The sequence below is a fragment of the Allobosea sp. TAF32 genome (assembly GCF_052113585.1).
Taxonomy (GTDB): Bacteria; Pseudomonadota; Alphaproteobacteria; order Rhizobiales; family Beijerinckiaceae; genus Allobosea.
On the sequence record NZ_JBFRDM010000009.1, the window covers coordinates 78736 to 93515 of the forward strand.

The 14780-nt window shown below is 67.0% G+C and carries 12 protein-coding genes; 11 read left to right on the top strand and 1 reads right to left on the bottom strand.

The genetic code is table 11. The features are described from left to right. Positions 1-32: 32 nt before the first annotated feature. On the bottom strand, positions 33-1574 hold the full coding sequence (pdxR, locus tag AB4Z16_RS20250) for a MocR-like pyridoxine biosynthesis transcription factor PdxR (protein ID WP_441513150.1): 1542 nt from the start codon (positions 1572-1574) through the stop codon (positions 33-35). Between the two features lie 133 nt (positions 1575-1707). Between pdxR and AB4Z16_RS20255 the strand changes: the two genes are divergently transcribed. The 11 genes from AB4Z16_RS20255 to AB4Z16_RS20305 all read left to right on the top strand — a co-directional run bounded on the left by AB4Z16_RS20255 (position 1708) and on the right by AB4Z16_RS20305 (position 14757). After that, a complete protein-coding gene (locus tag AB4Z16_RS20255; protein WP_441513151.1) occupies positions 1708-2814 on the top strand; it encodes a mandelate racemase/muconate lactonizing enzyme family protein in 1107 nt (368 codons plus the stop codon). Continuing rightward, positions 2811-4304: an aldehyde dehydrogenase family protein gene (locus AB4Z16_RS20260; protein WP_441513152.1), complete on the top strand. Its 1494-nt coding sequence runs from the start codon at positions 2811-2813 to the stop codon at positions 4302-4304. Before AB4Z16_RS20255 ends, AB4Z16_RS20260 begins: the two co-directional genes overlap by 4 nt. Before the next feature lie 9 nt (positions 4305-4313). Then, entirely contained in the window at positions 4314-5624 is a 1311-nt protein-coding gene (locus AB4Z16_RS20265) for an NAD(P)/FAD-dependent oxidoreductase (RefSeq protein ID WP_441513153.1), read from the top strand. 171 nt (positions 5625-5795) lie between these two features. Then, positions 5796-6851, top strand: a complete 1056-nt coding sequence (locus AB4Z16_RS20270) for an ABC transporter substrate-binding protein (RefSeq protein WP_441513154.1) — start codon at positions 5796-5798, stop codon at positions 6849-6851. Then, positions 6848-7987 (top strand): ABC transporter ATP-binding protein, encoded by a 1140-nt coding sequence (locus tag AB4Z16_RS20275; RefSeq protein ID WP_441513155.1) that lies wholly within the window; start codon positions 6848-6850, stop codon positions 7985-7987. The genes AB4Z16_RS20270 and AB4Z16_RS20275 overlap by 4 nt, the downstream gene beginning before the upstream one ends. Further along, the gene (locus AB4Z16_RS20280) at positions 7984-8898 is read left to right on the top strand and encodes an ABC transporter permease (protein ID WP_441513156.1); all 915 of its coding nucleotides are present in this window, start codon (positions 7984-7986) and stop codon (positions 8896-8898) included. The genes AB4Z16_RS20275 and AB4Z16_RS20280 overlap by 4 nt, the downstream gene beginning before the upstream one ends. 1 nt (position 8899) lies before the next feature. Then, entirely contained in the window at positions 8900-9715 is an 816-nt protein-coding gene (locus tag AB4Z16_RS20285) for an ABC transporter permease (RefSeq protein ID WP_441513157.1), read from the top strand. Positions 9716-10029: 314 nt separating this feature from the next. After that, positions 10030-11214: a LysR family transcriptional regulator gene (locus tag AB4Z16_RS20290; RefSeq protein WP_441513158.1), complete on the top strand. Its 1185-nt coding sequence runs from the start codon at positions 10030-10032 to the stop codon at positions 11212-11214. A gap of 341 nt (positions 11215-11555) precedes the next feature. Next, entirely contained in the window at positions 11556-13106 is a 1551-nt protein-coding gene (locus AB4Z16_RS20295) for an acyl CoA:acetate/3-ketoacid CoA transferase (RefSeq protein WP_441513159.1), read from the top strand. After that, the gene (locus tag AB4Z16_RS20300) at positions 13103-13909 is read left to right on the top strand and encodes an SDR family NAD(P)-dependent oxidoreductase (RefSeq protein WP_441513160.1); all 807 of its coding nucleotides are present in this window, start codon (positions 13103-13105) and stop codon (positions 13907-13909) included. The genes AB4Z16_RS20295 and AB4Z16_RS20300 overlap by 4 nt, the downstream gene beginning before the upstream one ends. Beyond that, positions 13906-14757 carry a MaoC/PaaZ C-terminal domain-containing protein gene (locus tag AB4Z16_RS20305; RefSeq protein ID WP_441513161.1) on the top strand — a complete coding sequence of 284 codons (852 nt, stop codon included), beginning with the start codon at positions 13906-13908 and terminating at the stop codon, positions 14755-14757. Before AB4Z16_RS20300 ends, AB4Z16_RS20305 begins: the two co-directional genes overlap by 4 nt. Positions 14758-14780: the final 23 nt, after the last annotated feature.

Consider the following 14780-nt stretch of genomic DNA (forward strand, 5'->3'; position numbering starts at 1 on the left):
GGGTGTATTGGCCAGCGTTTCCGCCTCCGCTCCTAGGAAGAATTGGGTCTCTCGCTAAGGGCCATTCCCGCTGAAACGCCAGTCCAGTTCTCGCCTGCGGCGAGGCTGTCGATGCTGCCGCGCAGGTCGCGCGCACCGGCCCGGATTTCCGCCGGCGTGAAGCCGCTGAAGCCGAGCACGAGACCGTCCCGCGCGACGGGTTCGAGGCAGAAGCGACTGATCGGCGCGACCGTCACGCCGCGACGGGCCGCTGCCTGTGTCAGTACGACGGCATCCAACCTGTCCCTGAGGAAGGCGACGGTATGCATGCCGGTTTGCGTGGGCACCACCTGCAGGTCCGGCGCCAGATATTCGCGCGCCGCTTCTTCCAGCGCCTGGTAGCGCTCCTGATAGAGCTTGCGCATGCGTCTCACATGCGTCGCGAAATGCCCCTCGACGATGAAATCCGCAACGATGCCTTGCAGCGCCGTCGGCACGCCCGGCGAGAAGGCCTCGAGGCAGATGCCGATCTGCTCGACCAGATGCGACGGCGCGACGAGGAAGCCGAGCCGCAGCGAGGGAAACAGCGTCTTCGAGAAGGTCCCGACATAGATCACCCGGCCGCTGCGGTCGATGCTCGTCAGCGTCGCCATCGGGGCGCCCTGGAAGCAGAATTCGCCGTCCCAGTCGTCCTCGATGATCCAGGCGCCGTTGGCCTCGGCGGCGTCGAGCAAGGCGAGGCGCCGCTCCAGACTCATCTTGGCGCCAAGCGGCTGCTGATGCGCAGGCGTCACGAAGGCGAGCCTGAATTCGGGCGCGCGGCGCAGTCCTTCCTCGACCACGAGGCCGGCCTCGTCGACCGGAACGGGCACGATCTCGACTCCCGACTGGATCATGCTGTTGCGCGCGCCGATCGCGCCGGGATCCTCGAACCAGACCTTGTCGCCGGGATCGAGCAGCGTGGCCGCGATCAGGTGGAAAGCTTGCTGAGCTCCCGCCACCACGAAGACCTGCTGCCATTCGCAGGCGATGCCGCGGTTGAGCCGCAGATGCGCGGCGATGGCCTGGCGCAGCGGCCGTGCACCGTGCGGATCGGGATAGCCGAGCACCTGATGGCGCGCCTTGCGCCAGTGCTTCCCGGAAAGCCGCGCCCATTGCGCCATCGGGAAAGCGTCGAAGGCCGGCATCGCCGTGGTGAAGGCGCGGGGCTGGTGCGGCAGGCGCGTGCCGAACAGCTTGGATGCCGTGTTCATCGCCTGCGCCAACTTGACCCGCGCGGTGGGCGCGGCAACGGCCGCGGCGGCCGGAGCAGGGCGCTCGTTAGCCAGCGCCTGGCTGACATAGGTGCCGGAGCCGACGCGGGTCTCGATCAGCCCTTCGGCGGCGAGCCGCTCGAAACTCTCGACGATGGTGGTGCGGGCAACCCTGAATTCCTGCGCCAGCGTGCGCGTCGCCGGCAGGCGCTCGCCGACCTTGAGGGTGCCGCCGAGGATCAGTTCGCGCAAGCCCGCGCAGATCTGGACGCTGAGCCCATGCTCGCCCGCGCGGTCGAGCACGATCGACTGGAGCAGGGCGCCTTCCTCGCGTTTGACCATGGCGCCTCGTTTGAGAGTGGACTGTCAGTTTGACGAGAATGGACCTTGGGATCAGGCCAATTCAAGTCCCTCCTTGCGCCGAAGCTGTCCGCGGTTCGCCGGTCGGCGATCGCGAAACGGGACAGCGCCAGCGATGAAGATCACCCGGCTCGAAAGCTTCTCGACCCAGGACGTCGGCTTCGTCCGCGCGACATGCGAGGATGGCAGCCAGGGCTGGGGCCAGTTCTCGCCCTATAATGCCGACATCACCGCGACCGTCTTCCACCGGCAGGTCGCGCGCTGGGCCGTCGGCGAAGACGCCTTCGCCGTCGACGAACTCGTCGCGACCATCGGCGAGCGCGAGCACAAGTTTCCGGGCTCCTATCTCTGCCGCGCCATGACGGGGCTCGATACGGCCCTATGGGACCTGCGCGGGCGGATCGAGCGGAAGAGCGTCTGCGAACTGCTCGGCGGCACGCCGCGTCCCTTCCCGGTCTACGCCTCCAGCATGAAGCGCGGCGAGATCACGCCGGAGGCGGAGGCCGAGCGCTTCCGGCGCCTGCGCGACGCCCACGGCTATCGCGCCTTCAAGTTCCGGGTCGGGCGGGAATGCGGCCGCGATATCGACGAATGGCCGGGGCGGACGGACGCGATCGTGCCGCAGATCAGGCGGGCGCTCGGCGCCGAGGCGACGCTGCTCGTCGACGGCAATAGCGGCTATTCGCCGGCCAAGGCCATTGCTGTGGGCAAGATGCTGCAGGATCACGGCATCGTCCATTTCGAGGAGCCTTGCCCCTATTGGGAGCATGCCTGGACGCGCGAGGTCCGCGAGGCGCTCGATCTCGACGTGACCGGCGGCGAGCAGGACTGCGACCTCGCCGTCTGGCGCGCCATGATCGACGGCGGCGTGGTCGACGTCGTGCAGCCGGACATCTGCTATATCGGCGGCGTCGGGCGGATGCTGAAAGTGGCGCGCTGGGCCGAGGCCGCCGGCCTGCCAGTGACGCCGCATTCGGCCAACCAGTCTCTGGTGACGGTGTTCACGCTGCACATCATGGGCGCGCTCGCCAATGCCGGGCCCTATGTCGAGTTCTCCATCGAGGGACCGGATTATTACCCCTGGGAGCAGGGCCTTCTGCGCAACCCGCCGCAGGCGCGCGACGGCATGGTCGCGATCCCCGACGGGCCGGGCTGGGGCGTCGAGATTGAGCCGTCCTGGCTCGACAAGGCCGCCTATCAGGTCACGGAGATCGGCACGTGATCGTGGACCGCGCCGAGCTCATCGGCGAAGCCCAGCGGACGGGTACGCTCGCCGGCCTGCCGAGCGGGCATTTCATCGAGGGGCGCTTCGCCGAGTCCGTCTCCGGGCGGCGGATGGAGAGCTTCGATCCCGGTCGGGGCAAGGTTTTCGCCTTGGTCGCAGCCGGTGGTGCCGAGGATATCGACCGTGCGGTGGCGGCGGCGCGTAGGGCTCTCTCCGGCCCGTGGTCGCGTCTCGGCCCGGCCGCGCGGGGCGAAATTCTGATGCGCGCAAGCCGCCTGATCGCGGAGCGCTCGGCCCGTTTCGCCGTGGTCGAGACCCTCGATTCCGGCAAGCGGCTCGTTGAGGCCGAGGGCGATGTCGGCGGCGTCGTGAAGGCCTTCGCCTATTGTGCCGGCGCGGCCGACAAGCTGCATGGCGACAGCATGCCGCTCGGCCCCGACCATATCGGATTGACGATCGAGGAGCCGGTCGGCGTCGCCGCCCAGATCGTGCCCTGGAACTACCCGCTCTCGACTGCCGCGCGCGGGATTGCGCCAGCGCTCGCCGCCGGCTGCTCACTCGTGGTCAAGCCAGCCGAGCAGACGCCTTTCTCCACGCTCATGCTGGCGGAGTTGCTTGACGAGGCCGGTCTGCCGGAAGGCGTGCTCAATGTCGTCGCCGGGACCGGCACTGAGGCGGGCGCAGCCCTCGTCGCCCATCCCGGCATCGATCACATCACCTTCACCGGCTCGGTTGCGACCGGGCAGCGCGTGATGCGCGCCGCGGCCGAGCATGTCACCCGGCTCGTGCTGGAGCTTGGCGGAAAGTCTCCCCTCGTCGTGCTCGCCGATTGCGATATCGACGCGGCCGTTGCCGGGGTCATGGAAGCGATCTTCGAGAATGCCGGGCAGATCTGCTCGGCCGGCTCGCGCCTGATCGTCGAGGAAGCGATCGCGCAGCCCCTGCTCGAACGCCTCGCCGCAAGCGCGCAGGCATTGCGGCCGGGCCATGGCCTGAGCGATGCCGGGATCGGGCCGATCAACTCGCCGGCGCAGCTGGCGCGCGTCGATGCCCATGTCGACCGCGCCCGCGCCGCCGGGAACCGCATCCTGGCCGGAGGCGCAATCGTGCCGCCGGAGGATTGCGGTGGCGGCTGGTTCTACCAGCCGACCATCGTGCTCGCTGATGGCCCTGACGATCCGCTGGTGCAGGAGGAAATCTTCGGCCCGGTGCTGACGGTCCAGATCGTCGCGGATTTCGAGGCAGCGATCGCCGCCGCCAATGCCACCTCCTATGCGCTGGTGGCGGGCATCTACACGCGCGATCACGCCAAGGCCTGGCGTTTCGCAAGGGCGGTCGATGCTGGCCAGGTCTACATCAACGAGTTCTTTGCCGGCGGCATCGCGATGCCCTTCGGCGGCAATCGCAAGTCCGGCTTCGGCCGCGCAAAAGGCATGGCGGGCTTGCGCAGCTACTGCAAGCTCAAGAGTGTAGTGGCGCGAGTCTGATCCGGGGGGATGACGAAGACGATGCCGAGCGATCTGTTCGCGAGCGATTTCAAGGCTGCGCCCTATTGGTGGGATGAGGTGCCCCGGCCCGACCTGCCGCGGACCGATCCCCCTGCACAGGCGGAGGTCGTCATCGTCGGCTCCGGCTATACCGGCCTGCAGGCGGCGCTCCAGACGACGCGTGGCGGGCGTCGTACCGTCGTGCTCGACACGGAGGCCGCCGGCTTCGGCTGCAGTACCCGCAATGGCGGGCAGATCTCCACCAGCGTGAAGCCCGGCCATGCCGAGCTGGTTCGGCGCCATGGCGAGAAGCGCGCCTTCGCGATCATGCAGGAGGGCCGGAACTCCTTGCGCTTCATTGGCGACTTCGTCCGTGACGAGGAGATCGACTGCGATTTCGGCGTCGTTGGCCGTTTCCACGCGGCGCATGCGCCGGGCAAATATGAGGAGCTGGCCCGCAGTGTCGGAACCCAGCCGAAGGGGCTCGAAGTCGCCTGCCATGTCGTGCCGCGTTCAGAGCAGCGCACGGAGATCGGCTCCGATCTCTACCATGGTGGCGTCGTCTATGAGAGCCACGCCTCGATCAACCCGGCCCGCTACCATCAGGGGCTGTTGCAGCGCGTCGTCGCGGCCGGTGCCGAACTCGTGCCGCATTGCCCGGCGACGGGCATCGAGCGGATCGGGCAGGATTTCCTGGTCCAGACGCCGCGCGGCATGATCCGCACCCGCGACGTCGTCATCGCCACCAACGGGTATACGGGGCCGCTGACCGGCTGGCTGCGCCGCCGCGTCATCCCGATCGGCAGCTATGTCATCGCGACCGAGACGCTCGATCCGGGGCTGGTCGACAGGCTGATCCCGCGCAACCGCATCGTCAGCGACACCCGCAAGGTGGTCTATTACTATCGCGCCTCGCCGGACAGGCGGCGGATCATCTTCGGCGGCCGCGTCTCGCTGAGCGAGACCGATCCGCGCCGCAGCGGGCCGAAATTGCACGCCGCCATGAGCGGGATATTCCCGGAACTCGCGGCCAGCAAGATCAGCCATTCCTGGTGCGGCTTCGTCGCCTACAGCTTCGACGAGCTGATGCATATCGGCCGCCATGACGGGATGCACTATGCGATGGGCTATTGCGGCTCGGGCGTCGGCATGGCGAGCTATCTCGGCATGCGGCTCGGCCAGCAGGTGCTCGGCCTGGCTGAGGGCAAGACCGCTTTCGACGGCCTGCCCTTCCAGACGCGACCCTTCTACAGCGGCAAGCCGTGGTTCCTCGCGCCTTCGGTGCTCTACTACAACCTGCTCGATCGAATGGCCCGCTGACGCAGCTGGAGTGGCCGCCCCGAATTCTCAGAGTGGACCTTATCGCCAGACCAATTTCGCCGAACTCTGCATAAGGCAGGGAGTGTGGACGCCGTTTGCCGGGCCAACCGCGCTCACATCGCCAGGGAACGCACTGAACAAGAACGTATCGTTCAAAGGGAGAACCGACACATGCCGCGCCAGCCGATGACGCCGACGAGAACCGCCCTGGCCCTCATCCTGGGCCTGCTGAGCGCTGCGCCCGCTTTGGCGCAGGAACTGACCGTCGTCTCCTTCGGCGGCTCCTATCAGGAGGGGCAGAGCAAGGCGTTGTTCCAGCCCGCCGCCAAGGCGCTGGGCATCAAGATCAAGGAGGAGACCTATACCAGCATCGCCGATCTGCGCCTCAAGGTGAAGGCCGGCGCCGTGACCTGGGACGTCGTCGCCAGCGGCTCGGGCAGCGCGGCCCGCGCCGGCGCCGAGGGCATCCTGGAGAAGCTCGACTACAAGGTGATCGACACCTCGAATTTCCTGCCCGGTACGGCGCAGGATTACTGCGTCGGCGGCGACGTGTTCTCGACCGTGCTCGCCTGGAACACCAAGACCTATGGCCAGAACGGCCCACAGAGCTGGGCCGATTTCTGGGACGTCAAGAAATTCCCCGGCAAGCGTTCCTATCGCAAGGGCGTCGCCGGCGCGCTGGAGCCGGCGCTGATGGCCGACGGCGTTCCCGCCGAGAAGGTCTACGAGGTCCTGTCCCAGCCCGGCGGCATCGAGCGCGCGATCAAGAAGATCCGCGAGCTCAAGCCTCATATCGCGGTCTGGTGGAGTTCGGGCGCGCAGCATGCCCAGTTGATGAAGGACGGTGAGGTCGACATGATCACCGGCTGGAACGGCCGTTTCGACGTCGCCGCCAAGGACGGCGCAAAGGTCGCCTACACCTTCAACCAGGGCCTGCTCGACTATGACTGCTTCGCGGTCGCCAAAGGCGCGCCGAACAAGGACCTGGCGATGAAATTCCTCGCCGAGATCAGCAAACCGCAATACCAGGCCGAGTTCACGAAATACATCACCTACGGCCCGACCAACAACAAGGCCTATGAGGGTGGCGCGATCGACGCGGCCTATGCCAAGACGCTGCCGTCCCATCCCGACAATGCCGGCAAGCAGCTGACGATCGATCTGGACTGGTACATCAAGTACGAAGCCCAGGCCTCCTCCGCCTACCAGAACATGCTGACCGAATGAGGCTGGCCGGCGACCACGAGCGGCCGCGCGATGCGGCCGCTTCAGTACCGGGTTCCGCGACGGCCCTGCCGATCGCGGTCCGCCGGCTGAGCAAGGCCTATGGCGCGGTGCCGGTTCTGGACGAGATCGATCTCGATGTCCGGCCCGGCGAGTTCCTGACCCTGCTCGGCCCGTCCGGCTCGGGCAAGACGACGCTGCTGATGGCGATCGCCGGCTTCCTGCGGCCCGACAAGGGCAGCATCCGCTTCGGCGAGCGCGAGGTCGTTCGTCTCGCGCCGCACAAGCGCGAGATCGGCATGGTCTTCCAGAACTACGCGCTGTTCCCGCACATGGATGTCGCTGGTAATGTCGGCTTCCCCTTGCGGCTGCGGCGCGTGCCGGCGGCCGAGACCGCGCGTCGGGTCGAGGCGGCGCTTGAGATGTTCCAGCTCGGGGGCTTCGGCAGCCGCCGTATCGACCAGCTCTCCGGCGGCCAGCGCCAGCGCGTCGCGCTCGCCCGCGCCATCGTCTTCGAGCCGCGCATCATCCTGATGGACGAACCGCTCTCGGCTTTGGACAAGCAGTTGCGCGAGCGCATGCAGATCGAGTTGCGCCAGCTCCATGAGCGCCTCGGCACGACCACCGTCTATGTCACGCACGACCAGCGCGAGGCGCTGACCATGTCAGACCGCGTCGCCATCCTCGACCGCGGCCGCATCGCCCGCATCGACACCCCGCGCGCGATCTATGACGATCCCCGCAGCCGCTTCGTCGCCGAGTTCATCGGCGAATCCTCCTTCCTCGACGTCGCGGTGACCGACGGCGCCGCCAGGGCCGGCGGCGCGACCATCCGCGCCAAGAACCTGCCAATGCAGCACGGGCGCTGCACGATGGTGCTGCGGCCGGAGCGTCTGCATCGGCTGGGGCCAGGCGAAGGCGAGGGGATGAACTGCTTCGACGGCCGCGTGACCGGCGCCGTCTACCAAGGCGACACGCTGCTGCTGCAGGCGGCGCTCGGCGACGGCAGCCCGGTTGCGCTGCGCCTGACGACCCGCGGCGGCGAGGGGCCGCCGCCTGCACCCGGGACGCCCATCCGCATCGGCATCGCCGTCTCCGACACCGTGCTGCTGCCGGGCGAGGCGCGGGGCGCGTCGTGACGACCGCTGGCACTTTCGCGTCCGCCGGCCCGGCCGGGGATGACCACGCCGCAGGCTTGCGGCGCGACCAGTGGCGCGAGCGCATGGGGCTGGCGGGGCTGGCCGCGCCCGCGCTCCTGCTCGTCACCATCACCATGCTCGTTCCGGTCGGCTGGCTGTTCGGCCTGTCATTCCTCGACGATAGCGGCGCGCTGAGCCTTGAGAATTACCGGCGCATGCTGGCCGAGCCCTCCTATGGCCGGACCTTCCTGACCACCTTCGAGATCAGCCTCGCAACCACGCTGATCTGCATCATGCTCGGCTATCCCCTGGCCTACTTCCTGTCGCAGCTGCCGCGACGGGCCGCCAATCTCTGCATGATCGCGGTGCTCCTGCCGTTCTGGACGTCGCTTCTGGTGCGTACCTATGCCTGGCTCGTGCTGCTCCAGCGCAGCGGGCTGGTGAACACATGGGGCATGAAGCTCGGCCTCTGGAGCGAACCTTTGCAACTCGTGCACAATCTCGGCGGAACGCTGATCGGCATGGTCCATATCATGCTGCCCTTCATGGTCCTGCCGCTCTACGGCACGATGCGCGCGATCGACCGCAACCTGCTGCGCGCTGCCGCCAGCCTCGGCTCGACGCCGGTCCATGGCTTCTGGACGGTGTTCTTTCCGCTCTCGCTGCCGGGGCTCGCGGCTGGCGCCTCGCTCGTCTTCGTGCTCTGCCTCGGCTTCTACGTGACGCCCGCCATGCTCGGCGGCGGCAAGGTAACGATGGTCTCGAACCGCATCGCCAACGATATCGAACTCTTCTTCAATTGGGGCGCTGCGAGCGCGCTCGGCGTCGTGCTCCTGGTGATCACGCTCGCCGTGCTGGTGCTGGCGGCGCGCCTGTCGCGCGGTGCCGGCCTGTTCGGGGCAGGGCACTGAGATGAGCTGGCTCGATCGTCCCGCCAGCGACACGCAGATCAGCCATCGCGCGCGCCTCTGGCTCTATGGGCTCGGCGCGCTGGTCCTGGCCTTCCTGGCCATACCGACGCTGATCGTCATCCCGATGTCCTTCTCCCAGTCGCAATATCTGGAGTTCCCGCCGCGGGAATGGTCGCTGCGCTGGTACGAGGCTTATTTCTCCTCATCGAGCTGGATGGCGGCGACCGCGACCTCCTTCAAGGCCGGCTTCTGCACGGCGCTGCTTGCGACGCCACTAGGCACGCTCGCGGCCTACGGCCTGCACGCCTCGCGGCTGCGCTTCGCGGGGCTTGCGATCCTTGCGCTGCTGACGCCGACGATCGTGCCGGTCATCCTCGTCGGCATCGCGCTGTTCTATGCCTATGTGCAGCTCAAGATGGTCAATTCTTTCCTCGGCATCGTGCTGGCGCATACGATGCTGGCGGTGCCGATCGTCATGATGATCGTGGGCTCGGCCCTGAAGAGCTTCGATCTCGATCAGGAGCGGGTCGCGCGCAGTCTTGGCGCCACGCGGACGCAGGCCTTCCTGCAGGTGACCGCCCCCCAGATCGGTTTCGCCCTCGTCACCTCCGCGGTCCTGTCGTTCCTGACCTCCTTCGACGAGGTCGTCGTTGCGCTGTTCGTCTCGGGCGGCGACAATGCGACTCTGACGCGGATGATGTTTTTGGCGCTGCGCGATCAGATCGACCCGACCATCGCGGCGATCTCGACGATCATGATCGTGATGACGTCGCTGCTGCTGGCCGTGTCGCAGTTCGTCGGCAAACGGGACGTCTAGCGATCGTGCGGCTCGTGCGAAACCGCATGCCTGTCCGCGATCCCTTCACATCCGCATGGTCGACGTCATCCCATCGGAAGGCGAGAATTCGCTCCGAAGCCGTCCTCGATCGAGAACTGCCGGCCGCGAGACCGGCCCTGGCGCCGAGGCAGACCGTCCACTAACAATCGCATCGGGCCGGTCGGGTGGGGGGCGGGTCAAACCCGGATCACTCCCGTTCGTGCGCCAATGTGATTCCAGAACCTGGTCCGGCCTAAAACAAGATTGAGCAGCAGGGGCTATTCTCGGCAACACAGGCGCTGACAGGTCTAGGGATGGATACTTCTACGCTTCAAATTGTCCATAGGGTGATGAGCGAACGGAGCATCCGGGGCACTGCCCGGGTGATGAGGAAGCCGGTTTCGAGCATTGCCGCGGCGGTCGACCGGCTTGAGAGCGAGATTTCGGTGCCGCTTGTGCAGAAGGCTGGGACGAGCGTTGTCCTGACTCTCGAGGCTGAGAGGCTTTCTCCTGCCATCAAGCAGCTCGCCGACCACGTCCAGGACATCATGGCGATCGGCAATCGGCGCGACATTTCGCTGAGCCTGAGCGCGTTGACCCGCTTTGCACATGTCGCCGAAACCGGCAGCATCCGCCGGGCGGCCAAGTCTCTTGGGCTGGGCCAACCCCAGCTTGCCCGCCAGATCGCGCATGTCGAAGCGACGCTCGGCTGTCGTCTGCTCAATCGCCACGTCGCCGGCTCGACGATGACGGAGGCGGGAAAGCGGCTGGTAAGGTCGACACGTGCTCTCGAAGCGATATGGAGCGAACTTGCACATTCGGCCGCCGGACGTTCCCGCCGCAGTGCCGCGACGATCCGGCTTGGCTCGATCATCCCCATGGGCCACGACAGCTTCGTCGCGACGCTGCTCGCCTCGCTCGTCGCGACCTGGATGAACGACAAGCCCCGCCAACCCCTTCTGGTGGCCAGCACGACGACCGAAGGGCTCATCGCCGGCCTGAAGAGCGGCACCTACGATGCGGTTCTCCTGAACAGCGTCACCGTCCCGACGGATTTCGAGAGCTATCTGATCGCCCGGTCGCCGCTGTCGCTCGTTGGTCCGTCGGAGGTCATCGAACTGGGGGAGGGCAGGGACGACCTGGCCAGGATCGTGCTTGGCTCACCCATCGCCGTCCCGAGCCCAAGAAGCGGGCTACGCCAGATCATCAATCGCCTGCTGGCTGAAACCCTTACCGAAACCGAGCTCGACAGGCTGAAGGTGATCGAGCTGGATTCGATGCCCGTCATCATCAATCTCGTTCTGCATCACGGGGCTGTTTCGGTCCTGCCGTCGGAATCGGTCGCCCGAATCCGCGGCGACTTGCGCCAAATCCCGCTGCCTTCCGAATTGGCTCTGCCTTATTGGCTCGTCTGCGGCAAGAACGAGAGTGGACGCCAGACCGCCCGCGCCATCCTGAAGGTGCTCGCGGGGCTGGGCTATGGCGACAAGGCGAAATAGCGCCAGCAGGTTGGGAGGTACGATCGGCATCGCCGTGGGAGCGGACGGCTGCGCATTTCGCCCTATCGTTCGGAAATGGTGATTAGAACGATCCTCCCTTCCAATTGGCGATTTTCGAAATTTTTCCCAATGCTGCGCCGAACTATGCTCATTTCATCTAAGTAGCTGATATTGCTCGAAAATGAATCGAAACGTAGGCCGCGATGGTGCATACCGTACGCTAGTCTGCAGATTCTGGGATATCCCAAAACATATACACCTTGACGCGAGGTCATAGGGGCCTTCTCAGCGGTCGGAAGCTGTGCTTGGCTACCCCGATAAGAAGACCTTCAGGGGAACCAATGCGTATCATAACTGCCCGCGAGGCGGCCGCTCGGCTGCGCGACGGGATGAGCGTTGCTGTCTCCGGTTTCGGAGGATGCTGCCATCCCGAGGCGATCACCGCCGCGGTCGAGGACAGGTACCTCGCCGAAGCCGCGCCTCGCGACCTGACCCTACTTTTTGCCGCCAGTGCCGGCGACCGCAAGACCCGCGGGATGGGCCATTTTGGCTATGAGGGGCTGGTCAAGCGCGTCATAGCCGGCGGCTGGCGCGGAACCCCGCGTCTCGGCAATCTCGCCCTCGAAGAGAAGATCGAAGCCTATTGCTGGCCCCAAGGGGTCATCGCCCAGCTGTATCGGGCGATTGCCGCCGGCCAGCCGGGCGTCATCACCCATATCGGGCTGGGCTCGTTCATGGACCCGAACAGCGGCGGCGGGCGGATGAACGCCTCGACGCGCGAGACCCTCGTCGAGCGCGTGTCCCTGCGCGGCCGGGACTGGCTGCTCTACCCGTCCATGCCACTCGACTGCGTGATGCTGCGTGGCACGACGGCCGACGAGGACGGGAACGTTACGATGGAGGACGAAGCGTTCCCGCTCGACGTGCTGGCGATGGCCCAGGCAGGGCGCAATTCCGGCGGCGTGGTGATGGTGCAGGTCAAGCAGGTCGCCCGGCGCGGTTCGCTGGCGCCCGGCGATGTGCGCATTCCCGGCACCCTGGTCGACTATGTCGTGGTTTGCGAGGATCCGGCCCAGCACGGCATCAGCTTCGGCGAGACCGACAACCCCTCCTATACCGGCCGGTTGCAAGCCGCCGCCGGCAGTCTCGAGCCGCTTGCGCTGTCGGTGGACAAGGTCATCCAGCGCCGCGCCTTCCAGGAACTGCTCGGGCTCGATCGCCCGGTCATCAATCTCGGCATCGGCATCCCGGCTGGCATCGGACGCATCGCCAGCGAAGAGGGGCTCGACGGCTATACGGTCACCATCGAATCCGGTGTCATCGGCGGCGTGCCCGCCGAGGAACTGTCGTTCGGCGCTGCGATCAATCCATCGTCGGTGATCCCGCAGGCATCCCAGTTCGACTTCTACGACGGCGGCGGCCTCGACATCGCCTTCCTCGGCATGGCCGAAGTGGACGTGCGCGGCGCGGTCAACGTCAGCCGCTTCGGCAAGTCGATCGTCGGCGTCGGTGGTTTCACCAACATTTCACAGACGGCGCGCCGCATCGTCTATGTCGGCGCGTTCTCGACCGGCGGCACCGAGATCGAGATCCGCGACGGCAGGCTCGCCATCGTGAACGACGGGCGGCTGTGCAAGATCGTCGACCGGGTGGCGCAGGTCAGCTCCGACCCAACCTTCGCGCCCGCCGGGCAGGCACAGATTGTCGTCACCGAACGGGCGGTCTTCAAGGTCTTGGACGGCCGGCTGACGCTGACCGAAGTGGCCCCCGGCATCGACGTCAGGAAGCATGTCCTCGAGCGGCTGCCGGACGGCGTCGCGATTGCCGATCACCTCGCAACGATGGATGCCCGTCTCTACGCGACGCGTGCAATGAAGGACTTCGCCGCATGAACATTCGCGAGGCAGTTGTCATCGTCACCGGTTCGGCCACGGGCGTCGGCGCGGCCGCCGTCCGGCAGTTCGCCGAGCGGGGCGCGCGCGTCGCGGTCAACTACAACCGCAGCAAGGCCGAGGCCGACGAGACTGCCGATGCCTGCCGGGCGCTCGGGTCCGAGGTCATCGTGGTGCAGGGTGACGTCGCCGATGACGGCGCCTGCCGGGCGATGGTCGGCGCGGTCGTGGAGCGTTGGGGTCGGCTGGACGCGCTCGTCAACAACGCCGCCATGACGGTGAAGTCGAATCCCTTCGACCTGGAAACCCTGTCCGCCGGCGACTTCCACGACGTCTTCGCCGTTAACGTCATCGGTGCCTACCAGATGTGCAGGGCGGCGATCCCGCCGATGCGGGCCAGCGGCGGCGGCGCCATCGTCAACGTCTCCTCCAATGTCGCCTTTACCGGGGGAGGCAGCTCTCTCGCCTATACCGCGTCGAAGGGTGCGCTGAATGCGCTGACCCTGGCGCTTGCGCGCACCTGTGGGCCGGACATCCGGGTCAACGCCGTCTGCCCCGGCGTGATCGACACGCGCTGGATGCGCCAGACGCTCGGTACGGAGGCCTATTCCGCGCTGGCACAGCGGTTTTCCGAGACGGCGCCACTGGGCCGCGTCGCCACGCCCGACGATGTCGCCGGCGCCGTGGTGTGGCTGGTCGAGGGCGCCGACTTCGTCACCGGAGAATTGCTGTCGGTCGATGGCGGGGTGCGGCTGGGCGGCGGCGTGCGCAAGCAGGCGCCGCGCACGGGGGACGGTTCGTGAGCCTTCCTGCCGGCTCGATCCTGGATTTCGCCATCCCCGAGACGCGCCAGACGGTCACGGCGAGGGACGCGATCCTCTACGCCCTGTCCGTGGGTTACGGCGGCGCACCGCTGGACCCCGCGCATCTGCGCTTCCTTTACGAGGCCGACCTGGCGACGGCGCCGACGCTCGCCAACGTCGTGGCGCATGCGGGCCCATGGATGAAGCAGGTGGGCGTCGACTGGAGCCAGGTCGTGCACGCCGAGCACCGCCTGACCATCCATCGCCCGATGCCGCTCGACACGCCGCTGGTGTCACATACGCAAAGCCTGTCGGTTGTCGACCGGGGTGCCGGCAAGGGCATGTTCGCGGCATTCGAACGCGTCGTGTCGAACGAGGCGACCGGCGAGGCGGTGGCGTCGATCGTGCAGACCAACGCCTGCCGGGGCGACGGCGGCTGTGGCTCCGCCGGTACGCCGCCCGAACCGCTGCCGCCGGTTCCCAATCGGCAACCCGACGTCTCCTGCCAGTTGGCCATCGCCGAGGACGCGGCACTTCTCTACCGGCTGAACGGCGATCTCAATCCCTTGCACGTCGATCCCGCGGCGGCCGAAAGGGGTGGTTTCCGCCGGCCCATCCTGCACGGGCTATGCACGTTCGGACATGCCGGCTACGCGCTGTCGCGGATGGCCTCCGGCTCCGGGCTTGCCGCGCTCGCCGCGATTGCCGCCCGCTTCACCGCACCGGCGTTTCCGGGGGACACGCTGGAATTCCAGATGTGGCGCTCCGGCCAGGACATCCGCTTCCGATGCACCGCGCCGTCGCGCGGCGCGACGGTTCTCGACAACGGCGTGGCGCGGCTCGCATGACCAGCCAATTTCCCTATTCGGTT

Excerpts from the sequence above, each read along its gene's own strand:
- AB4Z16_RS20265 (WP_441513153.1), top strand. The coding sequence starts at position 4,314 with ATGACGAAGACGATGCCGAGCGATCTGTTCGCGAGCGATTTCAAGGCT.
- AB4Z16_RS20275 (WP_441513155.1), top strand. The coding sequence starts at position 6,848 with ATGAGGCTGGCCGGCGACCACGAGCGGCCGCGCGATGCGGCCGCTTCA.
- AB4Z16_RS20285 (WP_441513157.1), top strand. The coding sequence starts at position 8,900 with ATGAGCTGGCTCGATCGTCCCGCCAGCGACACGCAGATCAGCCATCGC.
- AB4Z16_RS20300 (WP_441513160.1), top strand. The coding sequence starts at position 13,103 with ATGAACATTCGCGAGGCAGTTGTCATCGTCACCGGTTCGGCCACGGGC.
- AB4Z16_RS20295 (WP_441513159.1), top strand. The coding sequence starts at position 11,556 with ATGCGTATCATAACTGCCCGCGAGGCGGCCGCTCGGCTGCGCGACGGG.
- AB4Z16_RS20270 (WP_441513154.1), top strand. The coding sequence starts at position 5,796 with ATGCCGCGCCAGCCGATGACGCCGACGAGAACCGCCCTGGCCCTCATC.
- AB4Z16_RS20290 (WP_441513158.1), top strand. The coding sequence starts at position 10,030 with ATGGATACTTCTACGCTTCAAATTGTCCATAGGGTGATGAGCGAACGG.
- pdxR (WP_441513150.1), bottom strand. The coding sequence starts at position 1,574 with ATGGTCAAACGCGAGGAAGGCGCCCTGCTCCAGTCGATCGTGCTCGAC.
- AB4Z16_RS20255 (WP_441513151.1), top strand. The coding sequence starts at position 1,708 with ATGAAGATCACCCGGCTCGAAAGCTTCTCGACCCAGGACGTCGGCTTC.